13 protein-coding genes and 1 tRNA gene are annotated in these 18,020 nt (G+C 64.8%); 7 read left to right on the top strand and 7 right to left on the bottom strand.

The window, feature by feature from the left end:
* The first annotated feature begins 9 nt into the window (after positions 1-9).
* The 4 genes from AC56K1_RS08715 to AC56K1_RS08700 are packed head-to-tail and all read left to right on the top strand — an operon-like array spanning position 10 to position 3,211.
* Positions 10-258: an acyl carrier protein gene (locus tag AC56K1_RS08715; RefSeq protein WP_497157445.1), complete on the top strand. Its 249-nt coding sequence runs from the start codon at positions 10-12 to the stop codon at positions 256-258.
* Positions 255-1,103: a hydrolase 2, exosortase A system-associated gene (locus AC56K1_RS08710; RefSeq protein WP_497157444.1), complete on the top strand. Its 849-nt coding sequence runs from the start codon at positions 255-257 to the stop codon at positions 1,101-1,103. Before AC56K1_RS08715 ends, AC56K1_RS08710 begins: the two co-directional genes overlap by 4 nt.
* Positions 1,096-1,950 (top strand): hydrolase 1, exosortase A system-associated, encoded by an 855-nt coding sequence (locus tag AC56K1_RS08705; RefSeq protein WP_497157443.1) that lies wholly within the window; start codon positions 1,096-1,098, stop codon positions 1,948-1,950. Before AC56K1_RS08710 ends, AC56K1_RS08705 begins: the two co-directional genes overlap by 8 nt.
* Positions 1,951-1,957: 7 nt before the next feature.
* Positions 1,958-3,211 (top strand): glycosyltransferase, encoded by a 1,254-nt coding sequence (locus tag AC56K1_RS08700; RefSeq protein ID WP_497157442.1) that lies wholly within the window; start codon positions 1,958-1,960, stop codon positions 3,209-3,211.
* Positions 3,212-3,229: 18 nt separating this feature from the next.
* Here AC56K1_RS08700 and prsR read toward each other — a convergent pair whose 3' ends face one another.
* From prsR to AC56K1_RS08670, 6 genes are all read right to left on the bottom strand, one after another.
* Positions 3,230-4,591 (bottom strand): PEP-CTERM-box response regulator transcription factor, encoded by a 1,362-nt coding sequence (prsR, locus tag AC56K1_RS08695; protein WP_497157441.1) that lies wholly within the window; start codon positions 4,589-4,591, stop codon positions 3,230-3,232.
* Between the two features lie 13 nt (positions 4,592-4,604).
* Entirely contained in the window at positions 4,605-6,698 is a 2,094-nt protein-coding gene (gene prsK / locus AC56K1_RS08690; protein ID WP_497157440.1) for an XrtA/PEP-CTERM system histidine kinase PrsK, read from the bottom strand.
* An 88-nt stretch (positions 6,699-6,786) separates the two neighbouring features.
* The gene (locus tag AC56K1_RS08685) at positions 6,787-8,190 is read right to left on the bottom strand and encodes a TIGR03013 family XrtA/PEP-CTERM system glycosyltransferase (RefSeq protein WP_497157439.1); all 1,404 of its coding nucleotides are present in this window, start codon (positions 8,188-8,190) and stop codon (positions 6,787-6,789) included.
* Between the two features lie 17 nt (positions 8,191-8,207).
* A complete protein-coding gene (locus AC56K1_RS08680; protein WP_497157438.1) occupies positions 8,208-9,269 on the bottom strand; it encodes an SDR family oxidoreductase in 1,062 nt (353 codons plus the stop codon).
* Positions 9,270-9,340: 71 nt separating this feature from the next.
* Positions 9,341-10,630, bottom strand: a complete 1,290-nt coding sequence (locus tag AC56K1_RS08675; protein ID WP_497157437.1) for a nucleotide sugar dehydrogenase — start codon at positions 10,628-10,630, stop codon at positions 9,341-9,343.
* A 329-nt stretch (positions 10,631-10,959) separates the two neighbouring features.
* Positions 10,960-11,035 (bottom strand) — tRNA-Arg (locus AC56K1_RS08670).
* Between the two features lie 194 nt (positions 11,036-11,229).
* Between AC56K1_RS08670 and AC56K1_RS08665 the strand changes: the two genes are divergently transcribed.
* A complete protein-coding gene (locus AC56K1_RS08665; protein ID WP_497157436.1) occupies positions 11,230-12,141 on the top strand; it encodes a c-type cytochrome in 912 nt (303 codons plus the stop codon).
* Positions 12,142-12,382: 241 nt separating this feature from the next.
* Positions 12,383-13,414 carry a GNAT family N-acetyltransferase gene (locus AC56K1_RS08660; protein WP_497157435.1) on the top strand — a complete coding sequence of 344 codons (1,032 nt, stop codon included), beginning with the start codon at positions 12,383-12,385 and terminating at the stop codon, positions 13,412-13,414.
* 29 nt (positions 13,415-13,443) lie between these two features.
* On the opposite strand, the gene AC56K1_RS08655 is transcribed toward AC56K1_RS08660, so the two are convergent.
* Positions 13,444-14,916, bottom strand: coding sequence for a right-handed parallel beta-helix repeat-containing protein (locus AC56K1_RS08655; protein WP_497157434.1), 1,473 nt, complete (start codon positions 14,914-14,916; stop codon positions 13,444-13,446).
* Between the two features lie 530 nt (positions 14,917-15,446).
* On the opposite strand from AC56K1_RS08655, the gene AC56K1_RS08650 reads away from it, so the two are divergent.
* Positions 15,447-17,924: an RIFT barrel domain-containing protein gene (locus AC56K1_RS08650; RefSeq protein WP_497157433.1), complete on the top strand. Its 2,478-nt coding sequence runs from the start codon at positions 15,447-15,449 to the stop codon at positions 17,922-17,924.
* Positions 17,925-18,020: the final 96 nt, after the last annotated feature.

Raw genomic sequence — 18,020 nt, 5'->3', positions numbered from 1 at the left:
GGAGAAGCTATGTATTTGGATGAAGTAAAACAGATCGTGACCGATATCCTGTTCCTGGGCCCGCGCGGCGCGGCACTGACCGCCGATTCGCCGCTGCTGGGCGCCCTGCCCGAGCTGGACTCGATGGCCGTCGTGTCGCTGCTGGGCGCCCTCGAAGAGCGTTTCGGCTTCATGGTTGACGACGACGAGATCAGCGCCAGCACCTTCGAGACCCTGGGCAGCCTGGCTGCCTTCGTGGACGGAAAACTCGCGCGATGAGCACGGCGCCGGCGCGCCCTGGGGCCGAACCCTTCTTCCTGCCCTCCCCGCGCGGGCCGCTGTTCGCCCTTTATCATGCGCCGGCTGAAGGCGTGTCCACTTCCTGCCGCCAGGCGCTGCTCTATATCCATCCCTTCGGCGAAGAGATGAACAAGTCGCGCCGCATGGCGGCCATGGGCGCCCGCCGGCTGGCGGCGGCCGGCGTGGCCGTGCTGCAGCTCGACCTGTACGGCTGCGGCGACAGTGCCGGCGAATTTGCCGATGCGCGCTGGGAAGGCTGGCTGGAAGACGTGGCCACCGGCTGCACATGGCTGGAGCAGCGCACCGGCGTCGCGCCCGGCCTGTGGGGCCTGCGGCTGGGCGCCCTGCTGGCGCTCGATCATGCGCGGCGCAGCGCCGTACCGGTGCCGCGGCTGCTGCTGTGGCAGCCGGTTCTTAGTGGCGCCGCCTTCCTGACCCAGTTCCTGCGCCTGCGCAGCGCCGGCCAGATGCTGCGCGACGGCAGCGCCGACGGGCCGCAGGCCTTGCGTGCCGCCCTGCTCGGCGGCGCGCCCCTCGAGGTGGCCGGCTACACGCTGGCCCCGCAACTGGCGGCCGCCATCGACGCCCTGGACGCCAAGCCGCTGGCCCCAATGGCACCGGTTGATTGGTTCGACGTCGGCCCGGGCGAGCGCCCGCTGGCGCCGGCCAGCGAACGAATTGCCGACGCCTGGCGCGCCACCGGGACGCCCGTTACCCTGCACGGCGTGCGCGGACCGGCCTTCTGGAACAGCCAGGAGATCGTCGACTGTCCCGCCCTGCTCGAGGCCACCGTCCCGGTACTGGCCGAGGTCACCCATGCTTGACGAACGCGCGCTGTCGTTCGCCTGCGAGGGCGAGCAGCTGGTCGGCATCGTCAGCCTGCCGCCCGCATCGGCTGCGCCCATCACGCGCGGGGTCCTGATCGTGGTCGGCGGCCCGCAATACCGGGCCGGCAGCCACCGCCAGTTCACGCTGCTGGCGCGCCAGCTGGCGGCCGAGGGCGTGGCGGCGATGCGTTTCGATTACCGCGGCATGGGCGACAGCGAAGGCGCCCTGCGCGGTTTCGAGGCGGTCGATGCCGACCTGCGCTGCGCAATCGACGCCTTCTTCGCCGCCGTGCCCACGCTGCGCGAGGTGGCGCTGTGCGGCCTGTGCGACGGCGCCGCCGCAGCGGTGTTCTATGCGGCGGGCGACACGCGGGTGCGCGGCCTGGTGCTCCTCAACCCGTGGGTGCGCACCGAACAAGGCGCGGCGCGCGCCACCTTGCAGCATTATTACGGCGCACGCCTGCTCAGCCCGGATTTCTGGCGCAAGCTGCTGTTCGGGCGCTTCCGCCCCGGCGCCGCGCTGGCCTCGGCGCTGTCGCTGCTGCGCCAGGCGGGCAGCAAAGGCAACAAGGGAGCCGGCGCAGGATCCGGCGCCAGCCTGCCCGAGCGCATGCATGCGCGGCTCAGCCGCTTTTCCGGGCAGGTGCTGGTGGTGCTGAGCGGGGCCGACCTGACGGCGCAGGAATTCGCCGGCCTGGCGCAGTCCTCGCCGCAGTGGCGCCGGCTGCTGGCAGAACCCCGCATGTGCCGCCACGAACTGGCGGGCGCCGACCATACCTTCTCGCAGCGCGCCTGGCAAGACGAAGCCGCGGCGCGCGTCTGCGCCTGGGTGCGCGCATGGTGAGGCCGCGATGAAGCGCGTGCTGATGGTGGCCTTCCACTTCCCGCCGCAACGCGGCAGCAGCGGGCTACAGCGCACCCTGCAATTCGTGCGCAACCTCCCGGCGCTGGGCTGGGAACCGCTGGTGCTCAGCGCCGCGCCGCGTGCCTACGAAGACGCCGGCGACGAGCAGCTCGGCGCGATCCCGTCCGGCATCAGCGTGCAGCGTGCCTTCGCGCTCGACACCGCGCGTCACCTGGCCTGGCGCGGCCGCTACGTCGGCTGGATGGCGCTGCCCGACCGCTGGATCACCTGGCTGATCGGCGCGGTGCCGGCCGGGTTGGCCACGATCCGGCGCCGGCGCCCGTCCCTGATCTGGTCGACCTACCCGATCGCCACCGCCCACCTGGTGGGACTGGTGCTGCATCGCTTGAGCGGCCTGCCCTGGGTGGCCGACCTGCGCGACCCGATGGTCGACGCGGTACACCCGAGCGGGCGCTTCAAACGCGCCGCCGCGCTCTGGATCGAACGCCAGACCCTGCTCCACTGCACGCGCGCGGTCTGCACCACGGCGGGTGCGGCGCGCAGCTACCGCGAACGCTATCCGGACTTGCCTGCGACGCGCCTGTGCGTGATCGAAAACGGTTACGACGAAGGCAATTTCGCTGCGGCCGGCTCGCCCTTGCCGGGCCCCGGCAAAGAAGCCGGCGGACCGCTGGTGCTGCTGCACAGCGGCATCGTGTATGCGCTCGAGCGCGACCCCACCTGCCTGTTCGAGGCGCTGGCGACCCTGCGCGCCGACGGCCGCATCGGCCCGGACACGCTGCGCCTGGTGCTGCGCGCGCCGGTCATGGAAGAATATTTGGGCGGCCTGGTCGCGCGCTTCGGCCTGGCCGGCATGGTGGTGATTGCGCCGCCGCTGCCCTACCGCGAGGCGTTGCGCGAGATGCTCGCGGCCGACGCGCTGCTGGTGCTGCAGGCTGCCAATTGCAACGACCAGGTGCCGGCCAAGCTGTATGAATACCTGCGCGCGGGCCGGCCGGTGCTGGCCTTGACCGATGCCGCGGGCGATACCGCGGCGACGCTGCGCCGGGCCGGCATCGACACCATCGGCCCGCTCGACGCGACCGCCGGCATCATCGAGGCGCTGCTGCGCTTTCTCGCGCTGGTAGAACAAGGCACCGCGCCGGTGGCGGCGCCGGAAGTGGTGAGCCGCCACGAGCGGCGCGCCCATGCGCTACAGCTGGCGCGCCTGTTCGACGAGATCGCGCCAGGCCAGCCCTAGACTGGAAGCTGGCCCCGGTCAGGCGCCGGTCTTGATGCCGTGCCTGCCCATCAGGTCGTACAGGGTCGGGCGGCTCACGCCCAGCACCTCGGAGGCCTTGACGATATTGCCGTCCACCCGAGCGAGCGCCTTGACGATGGCCTTGTACTCGGCCTCGTCGCGCACCTGGCGCAGGTTGATCGGCTCTTCTTCCGCACCTTCGCCGGGCAGCCCGAGGTCGTCGGCGACGATGGTGTTCCCGTCGGCCATGATGACCGCGCGCTTGATGTAGTTTTCCATTTCGCGCACATTGCCCGGCCAGGCATAACTTTCGATCGCAGCGATCGCATCCGGCGCGAAATGCAGCGACGGGCGCGACTCCGCCGCGCAGAACTTGTTCTTGAAATGGTGAGCCAGCAAGGCGGCATCGCCGTCGCGCTGGCGCAGCGGCGGGATCGTCACCACGATCTCGGACAGGCGGTAATACAAGTCTTCGCGGAAGCGGCCCTGGGCGCACAATTCCTTCAGCTTCTGGTGGGTTGCGCAGACGATGCGCACGTCCACCGGAATCTCCTCGTGGCCGCCGATGCGTTCGATCACGCGCTCCTGCAGAAAGCGCAGCAGCTTGGCCTGCAGCGGCATCGGCAGGTCGCCCACTTCGTCGAGGAAGAAGGTGCCGCCGTGCGCCAGCTCGACCTTGCCCTTGGTCTGCTTGGCCGCGCCGGTAAAGGCGCCCTTTTCGTAGCCGAACAGTTCGCTCTCGAGCAGGTTCTCGGGAATGGCCGCGCAGTTGATCGCCATGAAGCGCTCTTTGGTGCGCGGCGAGAGCTGGTGCAGCGCGCGCGCCAGCACTTCCTTGCCGGTGCCCGATTCGCCCAGCAGCATCACCGAGGCAGAAGTCGGCGCCACTTTTTCGATGTTGCGGCAGACCTTGAGCATGCCCGGGTCGCGCGAGATCACGCCGGACATCGGCGAGTCGGCCTGCGACTGCTGCATGCGGCGGTTTTCCATCTGCAGGTTGTTCAGGAAGAAGGCGCGCTGGATCACCAGGTTGAGCACTTCCGGGTCGCACGGCTTCTGGTGGAAGTCGTAGGCGCCCATCCCGATCGCCTTGACCGCATTGGTGTGGTCCTGGTTGCCGGTCAGGACGATGACGCGGGTGTCCGGCGCCAGCGCCAGGATCTGCTGCAGCGTCGCCAGCCCTTCGGTCGAGCCGTCCGGGTCGGGCGGCAGCCCGAGGTCCATGGTGCATACCGCCGGCTCGTGGCGCCGGATCTGCGCCAGCGCCGCCTCGCGGTCGCCGGCTACCACCACGTCATACGCATCGAGGCTCCAGCGCAGCTGCTTTTGCAGGCCGGGATCGTCTTCGATGATCAGCAGTTTCGGTTTGGTCTGGGTCACGTTCTTCCTCGGGTCATGCGGCGCGCGCAGCATTCTGCTCCGCCGGCACTTCTTGTTGATGGAGCGGCAGCAGGACACGGAAGGTGGTGCCGGCGCCCGGCCTGCTGCTCACCTCCAGGCTGCCGCCCAGTTCATTGATATATTCACGGCTTTCGAACACCCCGATGCCCATGCCCGCCGACTTGGTCGAGTCGAAGGGCTTGAACAGGCGCTCGCGGATGAAATCTTCGCTCATGCCTTCGCCGGTATCGGCGATCTCGATCACGGCGCTGGCCGCTTCGCGCGCCAGGCGGATCTTCACGCTGCCGGTGCGCGGGGTCGCTTCGATCGCGTTCTGGATCAAATGGCCCACCACGCGCTCGAGGCGCTCGCGGTCGGCCAGCACGCGCAGCAGCGGGTCTTCGACCGCCAGCTGCGGGCGCGGCTCGAAGGCGGCCTTGAGCGCGACCGCCTGGCGCACCACCTGGTCGACCGAGAGCGCCAGCGGCTGCTCGTGGTTCTCGATGCGGCTGAGCTTTTGCAGCATGATCTTCATCTTCTGCACCGAGTAGTCGACCGTTTCGAGCATGTCGGCCTGGAATTCGGGATTGTCCTTGTGCTTCGCGGCGTTGGCGTTCATCAGCGACAGCTGCAGCACCAGGTTCTTCAGGTCGTGCACCACGAAAGTGGACATCCGGTTGAAGGACTCGAACTGGCGCGCCACCATCAGGGCATGGGCGGCGTCCTGCTGCGCCAGCTGGCTGGCGGCCTGGCTGCCCGCGATCTCGAGCACGTCGATGACTTCCCAGTTCAGCTTGACCGGGCTGCGTGGGTTCTGCAGCAGCACGAAGCCGAACAGGCGCGCGTGCAGGATCAGCGGCACCACCAGCCAGGCGCGCGGATAGCTGCCCAGCCATTCCGGCAGCACCAGCGCGTCGTACTTGCCCGGACTGTGGGCGTATTCGTGCAGGTCCACCACCCACTGGCTCGATTCGAGGAACTGGCAGAAGGCCGAATCGGCCGGCTCGGAGGCTGCCACCGCCGGGCCGCGCCAGTGCGCGGCCGGCTCGAAGTGGCCGGACTCGCCGCGCTGCCACAGGGCGCCGGCGGGGCTTTCCACCAGGGCCGCGACGGCTTCGATGACGCGCTCGCCCAGGTCGGGGCCGGGCTTGGACAGGGTGCGCGTAAAGCGCATCCACTCTTCGCGGTAATCGTAGTTATAGCGGTAGAAGTGCTTGCTGATGAAGACCTTCAAACGCGCCCGGAAGCTGCCCGAGAACAGCACCCCGGCCAGCAGGATCAGGGCCGCGAACAGGAAGGTCACCTGCATCACGGTGCCCCAGCTGCCGCCGAAATAGCGCAGGTAGTAGCCGGCCGAGCCCATGGCCAGCAGGTAGAGGGCCGAGCCAAACAGGGTGGCCGAGTGGAACATCGCGCGGCGCGACACCGCCAGCGGCGAGGACCACAGCTTGCTGCGCCCGAGCGAGATCGCGATCAACGGCACGGTCAGCGCGTTGACGACGCCGCGCGCGGCCCAGATGTCGGGATCGACCTCGCGGAACAGCATCACGTTGCTGTACAGGTAGAAGTCGTAGGCGAACATTGCGCCGATGCCCAGGCAGGCGAATTTCACGGCCCAGCGTTCGTGCAGCGTGCGGTTGCGGTACACATGCTCGATCAGCAGCATGCCGGAGACCGCCATCGCGACGCGCACCGCCACCGGAACCGCGCCGGAATGCGCCAGCATCGACAGGTCCCACCAGCCGGCCACCGCGGCGCCGAGGCAGGCGAGGTAGACCAGGGCGCCGAACAGGATCGGCGGCTGCAGGCGCAGCGGCAGCCGGCTGTCCGCTTCGGTAAAGTGGCCGCGCAGCACCACCAGGAATACCGACCAGGTCGCGTTGCGCAGCAGTTCGGCGCAATCGGTCAGGGGCGACCACATGACGCCGTACGCAGCTTCCCAGGCCAGCGCCGCGCCCCATAGCACGCTCGACAGGCAGGCCAGGCCGAGCACGATGTCGTGGCGGCGCCGCTGGCGTACCGCGAGCGGCGCGCCCAGCACGAGGAAACTGGCGGCGACCAGCGCATAGCTGTAAACCGCGATGCTGGTCAGGGGGACGGCATCCATGTCGTGGAAGGTAGCGGCGCGGGAAGAAAGGAAGGTGGAACGGCGCGTGCAGTACGCCCGGCGGGTTGCCCCGCCGGGTGCAGGCGAATCAGCGGCCGCTGCGGAACAGGACGACCTTGAGCGTATTAATCAGGATCAGGACGTCAAGGAACAGGCTGTTGTTCTTCACGTAATACAGGTCGTACTGCAGCTTTTGCAGCGCGTCTTCCGCCGACGAGCCGTAGCCGTAGCGAACCTGGGCCCAGCCGGTGATACCCGGCTTGACGCTGTGGCGCACGTTGTAATATGGGACCACTTCGATCAGCTGCTCGACGAAGTAAGGACGCTCCGGACGCGGGCCGACGAAGGACATCTGGCCCTTGAACACGTTGAGGATCTGCGGGAGCTCGTCGATGCGCGTCTTGCGCATGAAGTTGCCGAAGCGGGTGACGCGCGGGTCGTTCTGGGCCGCCCATTGCGGCTTGCCGCCTTTTTCGGCGTCGGCGCGCATGCTGCGGAACTTGTGGACGCGGAAGGTCTTGCCATCCTTGCCGACCCGCTCCTGGGAATAAAACACCGGGCCGCCGTCCTCGAGCTTGACCAGCACCGCCGCCAGCAGCATCAGTGGGAAAGCCATCAAGAGGATCAGCAGGCTGCACACCAGGTCAAAGGTGCGCTTCATGAAGGTGCGCACGAAACTCTGGTCGAAGCCGCCGCCGAACACCAGCCACGAAGGCTGCAGCGAATCGACCCGGATCTGGCAGGTTTCGCGTTCGAAGAAGGTGGCGGCGTCGGTGACGCGGATGCCCTGCAGCTTGCAGTCGAGCAGTTCCTTGATCGGGAAGCCGCCGCGGCGGTTCTGCACCGAGACCACGATTTCCGATACGTTGTACTGGCGCGCCAGCGAGACCAGCGAATCGCCGTCGCGCACTTTCAGCAGCTCGCCCGCCGGGACGCACAGCTCTTCGCTCGGGCTCGGGATGAAGCCGGCGATGTCGTACCGGTGGTAGTTCGAATTCTTCGCCGCCAGCTCGCTGCATTCCTTGGCCAGCGGGCCGCCGCCGAGGAACATGATGCGCGACTGCAGGATGCGCGCCTCGGACGACTTGAAAAAGGCCATCCGCGCCAGGAAGATGCCAAAGGCGGCCAGCAGGAACACGACGGCCATGGTGCCGCGCCCGAAGGACAGTTCCGGCGCCATGTAGAACACCAGCGCCAGGATGGCGAAGGCCATCATGAACGAGGGCATGAGCTTCATGAAGAACGGATGGCGCAGCCCTTCGTCGTAGTCGAGCTGGTACATGCCCATGGCGCTCATGCTGAAGATGATCGCCACGGTGAACGCGACTGCCGAGGTGAAGAAGTGGTCGAGGTGGGCCGCCGTCGCCGCGTCGCCGAATTCAAGCATGCGCAGGGCCGAGCCGATGTAGGCCGCCCCCAGCAGCACGATCACTTCGACGAACAGCAGAAGAAAGACGATCTTCGACACGTAGTGGTTAGAGATCCTAAACACGGCAGCCTCCCCGATTTTTATTGCTTGTTTGGTTGTGCATTGCTGTTCTCAGATGGCACGAGGTGTTGCACATACCATGCCATCGCCTGCTGGAGGCCTTCGCCGATCCGGTGCGTGGGCTGGTAGCCCAGCAGGGCCGCCGCTTTCGAGATATCCGCCAGCGAATGGCGCACGTCGCCGCGGCGGAACTCGACATATTGGGGCCGGTGCGCGTCCAGGTGCGGGAACTGCGCTCGCAGCAGGCCGCGCATGGTCTCGTACAGCTGGTTCAGGCTGGTCTGGTCGCCGACCGCGATGTTGAACACCTGATTGGCGGCGTCGGTTCCCGACAGCGCCGACAGGATGTTCGCCTGCACCACGTTCTCGATGTAGCAGAAGTCGCGGCTGGTCTCGCCGTCGCCGTTGATGCGCAGCTCGTCGTTGCAGATCAGCGCCGCGACCCATTGCGGGATCACGGCGGCGTAGGCGCCGTTCGGATCCTGGCGCGGGCCGAAGACGTTGAAGTAGCGCAGGCCGATCGATTCGGTGCCGTAGGTACGGCCGAACACGTTGGCATACAGCTCGTTGACGTACTTGGTGACTGCGTAGGGCGAGAGCGGGTTGCCGATGCGGTCTTCGATTTTCGGCAGGTCGGGATGGTCGCCGTAGGTCGAGCTCGACGCGGCGTAGACGAAGCGCTTCACTTTTGCATCGCGCGCGGCCACCAGCATGTTCAGGAAGCCGGTGACGTTGACCTCGTTGGTCATGGCCGGATTGTCGATCGAGCGCGATACCGAGCCCAGTGCCGCCTGGTGCAGTACGAAATCGGCTCCGGCACAGGCGCTGGCGCAATCGGCCTCGCTGCGGATGTCGCCTTCGATGAAGGCAAAGCGGGTCCAGGCCTCGGCGCCGACGGCGTCGCGCACGAGGTCGAGGTTGTAGCGGTGTCCGGTCGCGAAGTTGTCCAGGCCGGTGACCTGCTGGCCGAGCTTCAACAGCGCCTCGACCAGGTTCGAACCGATGAACCCGGCCGCACCGGTCACGAGCCAGTGGTAGCGGTGCTGCCGCAGGTGCTGCTGGACGTCTTGGAACTTGTTCACTTTCTAAACACTTTCAGGGTCACGCCGGCGCTGCCGGCGACGTCGCCGCGCACACGCGCAGCCACGGAATGTTATAGACGCCAGACGTAGTAGCCGGCTTCCTGGAGGGCTTTCGGCTCGAACTGCGACTTGACGTCGATGAAGCAGCCGCCTTCGTTGAGCTTGGACTGGAAGTCAGGCAGCGCCAGGGCCAGCACTTCCTTGTGCGGCACGGCAATGATCACGGCGTCGGCCTTCGGCAGGCTGTCCCAGCTCTCGAGCGCGATGTTGTATTCGTGCTGCGCCTCGGCGGCATCGGCCACCGGGTCGAACACGTGCACTTCGACGCCATAGGTCTCGAGCTCGTGGACGATGTCGGCCACTTTCGAATTGCGCAGGTCCGGGCAGTTTTCCTTGAAGGTCAGGCCGATCACGTTGACCTTCGAGCCCTTGACGTGGAAGCCCGACGAGATCATCGACTTGACGGTCTTCTCGGCCACGAACTTGGCCATGCCGTCGTTGATGCGGCGGCCCGCCAGGATCACCTGCGGGTGGTAGCCAACCATCTCGGCCTTGTGGGTCAGGTAGTAGGGATCGACGCCGATGCAATGGCCGCCGACCAGACCCGGACGGAAGGGCAGGAAATTCCACTTGGTGCCGGCCGCCTTCAACACCTCGAGGGTGTCGATGCCGATCTTGTCGAAGATGATCGCCAGCTCGTTCATCAGCGCGATGTTCAGGTCGCGCTGGGTGTTCTCGATGACTTTGGCGGCTTCGGCCACCTTGATGCTGGAGGCGCGGTAGACGCCGGCGGTGATCACCGATTCGTACAGAGTCGCGATGCGCTCGAGCGATTCGTCGCCGTCGCCCGAGACCACTTTCAGGATCGTGGTGAGGGTGTGTTCCTTGTCGCCCGGGTTGATGCGCTCCGGCGAGAAGCCGACGTTGAAGTCCTGCTTCCATTTCAGGCCCGACTCGCGTTCCAGGATCGGGATGCACACTTCTTCGGTCGCGCCCGGATAAACCGTCGATTCATAGACGACGATGGCGCCGCGCTTCATGTGCTTGCCGACCGACTTGCTGGCGCCGATCAGCGGCGTGAAGTCGGGATTGTGCGCGATGTCGACCGGCGTCGGCACGGCCACGACGATATAGTCGGCCTGCGCCAGCATGGCCGGGTCGGTGGTAACCTCGAGCCAGCTCGCAGCGCGCAGCGCGTCCGACGAGACTTCGCCGGTCGGGTCCACGCACTGTTGATACTGCTCGATCTTGGCGCGCGACAGGTCAAAACCGATGGTGCGCCCCTTCTTGCCAAATTCAACTGCCAGGGGCAACCCGACGTAACCCAGCCCTACAACTGCGACGACTTCATCAGCTTTCATTGATCGCATTCCGCTCAAGAATTTAGTTTTGCAATTATGCTAACATTCAGTTTAGCACGAATGCATAAGTACACTCAACTTACCTTTAGAATTTGTCTAACGGTAACAACATTGACCTCGAAGTGATATCTAAATGACATGGCTGTAACAAGACGCCTTTGGCCAGCTCATCTGTATCGATCGTCGGATATTAGCATTTTCTGAAACACAAGTTCCAAGAAAGCATGAATCGTGCGCGCCGTATCGATAGCACTTCGTTAAGCATCGCGCGAAGGCCGCTGGCGGCATGCGTCGACACCCGGGAAGGCAAGAAAGGAAGATAAATGGGATGGTGCGGCTGGCGGGGATCGAACCCACGACCCTTGGCTTCGGAGGCCAATACTCTATCCACTGAGCTACAGCCGCGTTAAGGGAGAGAAAGTGAGGCGAAGGATACAGTCTTTCGCCACCGGCGTCCATGGTCATGCTCTGGCAGCATTGAATTTCGTTACACTACAGCAGCTTTACGTCTATAATCGGCCGTTTGACGGCATTTGCAAAAGAACATGTAATTGCAAGCGCTGGTAGTGGCAGGTTTTTTTAATAGAATTAAGGAAATCATGAGCGACGCACACAATGAACACCAATCCCTGATCAGCACCCCGAAACAGCTCATCGCAGCGGTTGCAGGGTTCTTTTTGGTCATCGTCATCGGCATCATCCTGCTCGTGATTTTCGCTACCAATGACCGCCTGGTGGGCGCCGGCACCAACAGCCAGGGCGCCGAGGCAATCGCTGCCCGCGTGCGCCCGGTGGCCGAGGAAGGCTTCACCCTGGTTGATGCGAACGCCCCGCGCGTCTTGCAAGCTGGTAACGCCGTGTATGTCGCGGTTTGCGCTGCCTGTCATGACAGCGGCGCGGCAGGCGCCCCGAAACTGGGCGACAACGCCGGCTGGAGCACACGCCTGGCCCAGGGTTACGACACGCTGGTCAAGCATGCGATCGAAGGCATCCGCGCCATGCCGGCCAAGGGCGGCAATCCCGATCTCGACAACGTGGAAGTCGCACGCGCCGTGGTCTACCTGACCAACAAGAGCGGCGCCTCGTTCAAGGAGCCTGTCGCCCCGGCCCCGGCCGCTGCACCAGCCGTTGCGACCGCTGCCGAAGCGCCTGCCGCCGCAGTGCCTGCCGCCGCAATGCCTGCTGCCGCCGCGCCGGCCGCTGCCGCTCCTGCCGCGGCGCCTGCGGCCCCGTCGTCTGTCGTTCCGGCCGTCGCCACGGCAGACACCGGCAAGACCCTGTACAACAGCGCCTGCGTTGCCTGCCATGGCGCCGGCATCGCCGGTGCGCCGAAACTCGGCGACAAGGCAGCCTGGGCTGCGCGCATCGCCCAGGGCAATCCGGCGCTGTACGAGCACGCCATCAAGGGTTTCCAGGGCAAGGCCGGCGTCATGCCGCCGAAGGGCGGCTCGACCGCTCCCGACGCCGACATCAAGGCGGCGGTCGATTACATGGTCCTCACCTCGAAATAACACGCCGAGCCCGGATCCCACTGGGCCTGTCACGGGCCGGCTCGCCGCCTGCCCCGTTCGTCTCCCGCAGCACCCGCTTTTTTTCTGCCTCTCACCCTGCGCACTACGATTCCTGCAGCACCCTCCCTCGCCAGCGGCTAGTTGTCCATGCTGTGGTTCGATGTGGACGGTACGCACTGTTCAATGCGATTCAGAAATATTTTTCGTTTAGAATGTCGTCGCCCACATTCCATTGCAAAAAATGCAAAACCTCTCACGCCACGCATACCTGAAGAAGGCCAACGCCCTTTCCCCGGACGAAATCCAGGTATGGGACCGGTTGTCGACGACCCAGCCCCATGTCGCTTCGCCCTTCATGAGCGCGCACTTTGCCCGTGCCATTGCCGAGTCCGGCGTGGATGCCCGCGTCTGCGTTATTCAGGACAAGGGGGAAATAAGCGCTTTCTTCCCCTACCTTTATGAGAACAAGTGGGCCGGGCGCTTCAAGGTGGCCCAGCGTGTCGGCGGCGAGCTGATGGATACTTTCGGCGTGGTGGCCGCCCCGGGTTTCCGCATCACCGCGGATGAGCTGCTGCGCCTGGCGAACGTCAACTACCTGAATTTTTCCCATCTCGACGAAACCCAGCTGCAACACGGCCTGGCCGGGGAACAGCCGCGGATCGGACTGCGCGCCCTGCTCACGCCCGAGACGGCGCCGGTGCTCAATGCCGCCCAGTCGCGCCACTACACCAAGGATACCGCGCGCCGCCTGCGCAAGCTGACCGAGGAAATCGGCCCGATCCGCTTCGAGTTCGATGTCGTCGAGGACCGGCCCGGGCAGCTCGCGCACCTGATTGCCCAGAAGCGCGCGCAGTATGCAGAGAGCAAGGTTGCCGACTCTTTGAAAGAAGAGTGGAAGCGCAGGGCCCTGTTCCGGCTGCTGGACTACCGGTTCGATACCTGCCGCGGCGTGCTGTCGACCCTGTATGCGGGCGACAAATGGATCGCCTCGCATTTCGGCATCATGGGCAATGGCATCCTGACTTTCTGGTTCCCTGTCTACAACCCGGAATTCTCACGTTATTCACCGGGGCGCCTGCTCTTCCAGCACATCATCGAAGCCTGCGGCGAATATGGATTCAGGGTGATCGACCGCGGCGAGGGCGACACGCCCAGCAAGCGCGAAATCACCAACCACGAATACCGGCTTTACCGGGGCGTCTGGAAGGGCAACTCGGCGTTCAGCCCGCTCATCCACAACTTCCATCGCATTAAATGGAAGCTCGGCATGTAAACGCCTCTGCGCCGGCAGGTGAGCGGTGCTCAGGGGCCGGCCAAGCAGCCCGCGAAATCCTCGAAGGCCCCGTAACGGGCCGTGCCGGCGCGCGCCGGTCCGCATAAATCAGGCATCGGTTCGCCCTGCAGCTTGCGGGCTCCGGCCGGATCGCGCCAGCGGAAATCGAAGGCGAGCGGATCGCGGAACAAGGCGCGCTGCGGATGGCTCCCGAAGTACAGGCGCGCCGCGGACGAGTGCAGGTTGTCCCCCAGGCGCAGGATGCCGTCGTCGCGCCTACGAATAAGGCCGTCGACCAGGTTGCCTTCGACGTCGGCGCTGCTCGAGGCAAAGCGCACGGTGATGCCGCCGGTGTCGACCAGGGTGTTATGCAGCAGCTTGCTTCTTGCGGCCGCGTTCAAATAGATCCCGTCGTCCGAGCAGGAAGCCACCAGGTTGGCACGCAGGGTGCTGCCGGTTTGCTCGGTGATGCACTTGCCGCCATCGCGGCAATAGGACTTGCCGGTACCGCCGCCGCCCAGCGACAGGCCGACGCGCTGGCCCGGCGCGCCGCGCAGCTTGTCCTCGCACAGCACGACGTTCTGCTCCATCAGGTTGTCGCCGCCGGCGCCCTTGGCAAACGCGCCATAACTGATGCGGTCGCCGTCACCCTTGATGAAATCGCTGATCAGGTTACGCCGGATCACCCAATGGCTGGACGTCACCAGGTCGATCGGCGTCACCGGACTGGCTGTAGGCCGCACGCTGGTATTGGTCAGCGTATTCGATTCGATCAGGCCATGGTCGGGATAGCGTCCGCCTTCCGCATTGATCTTGAAATGCGCATTGAAATCCACCAGGCGATTGTTGCGCGCAGCAAAGTGATGGGCATTGCCCACCACATGGAATGCGTGCTCACAGCTGTTGTTGGCGCAGCTGCCCTGGAGCACCAGGTTGTCAAAGCGCCAGTAGGGCGCTGAAATCCGGAATCCTTCCTCGGTCGCCATGTCGATCTGGACGCTGCCCGCCTGGCGGGCACGCACCACGATCGGCGCCGCGGCACTGCCCGGACGGGCAAGCTCGACCATCCGCTCGATCCGGTAACGGCCCGGCAGCAGGGTCAGGACCTGACCCGGCATCACTGCGGCAAGTGCGCGCAGCAGCGCGGCACTGTCGGCAACCAGGACTTCCTGTCCGTCGGCTTCTGGCGCTGCCGCCATCCCCGTCGGCTGCATACCTACCCTGCCCGACCAAGGCGCCGCGCGCAGGGCCAGCTCGCCACGGTCGGCGCGCACCAGCCAGGCGCCGACGGCCTGCCCGGCCGTTTCGATCACCGCATGGTGCCCATCGCTGCGGCGCTCTATATAAGGCCCCAAGGAACGCGGCGGCACGCCCGCATCGTCCAGCTTCGACAGTATCGCGCCGCATGCGAGGGCAGCCAGCACGAACAGCGCCATGCCCGCCCCCAGCCAGTGGCGACGGTAGCTGGCGCCGGCGGGGCGGCGGGCTTTATGGATAGCCATGACAGGACCATTCAGTTGTCAAGATGTTCATCATAAGCCACTGTCGAAAAGGCAAATTAGTTAATCGTAGGCAATTGTAAATATTAAGCCACGGTAATGTTGGGGGAATTATCCCACAAGCTAAAACGGGCAAAATTGTCCGGATTTTGTTTCCTAAAAACATCACAAGATGGTGCCTGAAATAAATGTTTATTGACAACATGAGTGATGCCGATGATAATTCTTTGTTGTTTTTGGGAATTTTTTCAGTATCAGCTTTAAATTTTTCCTGTAATCATTTGTTTTTCCGCTGTAACCTGAATGTATCCGTACGGCACTATTTATTACGCCGCTACTTTCTAGGACACGTTCAGATCATGCGCCATACATCCCATACCCCTCTCTCGATTCTTCTAGCCGCGCTCTGCGCCGGCTTGTCGGCATGCGGTGGTGGCACCGATGCCGCACCAGACGACGCGATGGCCAGCGCAACTGGTACGATGGCAGCAACCCGGGCCAGTACCTCGTATCTTCCATCATCAACCGCTGAAATGACCTGGACCCAATGCGCCGCTGAAGGCGGCACCTGCAACGTCAGCGGCGCTGCCGAGGTACGCTATGGTTATGGCACTAATTTCGCGGTCAAGACGGTTACCGGCCCGGTCGCGTGCTCGAACGCCGCGTTCGGCGACCCAGCTCCCGGTTACAGCAAATCCTGCAGCATTGCCAGCGCCCCGGTGACCGCGCTCGCGCCACCAACGATGGTAATGACCTGGAATGCCTGCGCTACCGAGGGCAACTGGTGTACCTTCAGCGGTACGGCCGAGGTCCGTTACGGCACCGCGTCCGCTTATGTCACCAGGACGGTCACCAGCCCGGTGGCCTGCGCCAATTCGGTCTTCGGCGATCCAGCCCCTGGCCAGGGCAAGTCGTGCAGTGTCAGTAGCGCAACCCCGTCGACGCCGCTGGTGGTCAACCCGACCTTAACGCCGGCCCCGGCGCCTGCTCCAGCCCCGGCGCCCAACGCGAGCCCGGTCGTTGTCCAGGCTGGCGGCATTACCGCGGTCCAGCTGACCAACCCGACGGCAACGACGCAAACCAGCGCAGCCGCGACCTTTGGACAAGTGTTTGCCGAAGGCCATGTCGCCAGCGATGAAACCGTCACCGGCAAGAGCGCCAGCGGCGCCGCGGTGCCGTTGCAGGTCGACGTCAAGGCGCGCCATGCAGACGGCTCGCTGCGTCACGCCGTCATCACGGCGCAGCTGCCGAGCAGTGCTGCCAACGAAGTGCAAAACATCACCCTGGCCAAGGCCACGGCTGCGGCGGCACCTGCCGCGGCAACGCCGGTATCGCTGTTGAATAACGGTTTCACCGCGGCCGTCAACGCGACCATCGGTGGCGTGCAGTACACCGCCTCGGCCGACGCGCTGCTGAAACTGGGAAAATACACGGTCTGGCTGTCGGGCCCGCTAGTCAACGAATGGATCGTGTCGGCCCCGCTAAAAACGGCCTCGGGTACCGAACATCCGCACCTCTTTGCACAGTTCGCCATCCGTTCTTACGCCGGCAGCAACAGCGCCCGCGTCGATGTCACGCTGGAAAACGGCTGGGCCTACCAGGCTGCGCCGAAAAACCTGACCTACGACGCCCAGATGCTGGTCGGCGGCCAGGCTGTGTTCTCGCAGGCTGCACTGACTCATTACCACCACGCCCGCTGGCGCAAGGTATTCTGGTGGGGCAAGGCGCAGGTCCTGAACGTGCGTCATGACACCAAGTACCTGCTCGCCAGCAAGGCTCTGCCGAACTACGATCAGTCGCTGGTTATCGGGGACACCACGATCGCTTCCTGGAAATCGCGCTGGACCACCAGCAAGAACGGCCCGATGCAGCCTGGCGTCGGCCAGCCTTACATGCCGACCACCGGCGCCCGCAGCGAGATCGGCCTGATGCCGTCCTGGAGTGCGCTCTACCTTCTGAGCATGGACCAGCGCATGAAGGATGTCTCGCTGGGCATGTCGGACTCGGCCGGCGCATGGTCGACCCACTACCGCAACAAGAACACCGGCCGTCCGGTGACTCTGGCGGAGTATCCGTACATGTCGATCATCACCAGCGGCAACGACACGATCAATCCGGCGACCCGCCAGAAGGAAGCCTTCCCGGATTGCCCGGCAACGCTGTGCAGCACCCCGATGACGGCCGACACGGCGCACCAGGCATCCTTCGCTTACGTGCCTTACCTGGTGACCGGCGACTATTACCACCTGGAAGAGCTGCAATTCTGGGGCAACTACAGCAGCTTCTATAACAACCCTGGCTTCCGCCAGGCCGGCAAGGGGCTGGTGCAGTCCGACCAGGTGCGTGCCCAGGCATGGGCGATGCGCAGCATCACGGAAGCGGCCTACATCACGCCGGACAACGATCCGCAGAAGGCCAACTTCACCGCCGTCGTGAACCATAATATCGACTGGTATAACACCGCCTACACCAGCAATACGGCAGCGAACAAGCTCGGCGTCATCACCAACGGCTATGCCATCGAGTACGACAGCAACACCGGCCTGGCCCCATGGCAGGATGACTTCTTCACCATGGTGATCGGCCGCATGGTCGAGCTCGGCTTCAGCAATGCCCAGCCCCTGCTGACCTGGAAGTCGAAATTCGTGGTAGACCGCATGGTGGGCAGCGGCTTCTGCTGGATCGAAGCGCCGCTGTACAGCATGAAAGTACGCGACACCGCCACCGCGCCGTTCTACACGACGATCGGCCAGGTGTACCAGGCCAACAACACGCTGTCGGTCCTGCAGTCGGAATGCGGCAGCTCGCTCATGGCTTCGCTGCTGAAGCTGCGTACCGGCGAAATGGTCAGCGCTGTCACCACTAATGGCTCGCAGGCCATCATGCAGCCGGCACTGGCCTACGCGGTCGGCGCCAATGCCGGCGGTGCGAAAGCCTGGTCGCTGTTCGCGGCGCGCCCGTTCAAGCCGGACTACGCAACCGAACCGCAATACGCCGTCGTGCCGCGCTAAGCCGGGCATCGACCGGAAAGCGGAAGTCCCCGGGACTTCCGCTTTTTTTTCGTCCAGGGCCAATGTAGTACCAAAAAGATAACAGAAAGACTATAG

It is taken from the genome of Telluria sp. ZB4P37, from assembly GCF_059685855.1.
The sequence above is the reverse complement of the archived record's forward strand: the minus strand, read 5'-3'. Positions and strand labels throughout refer to the sequence as shown.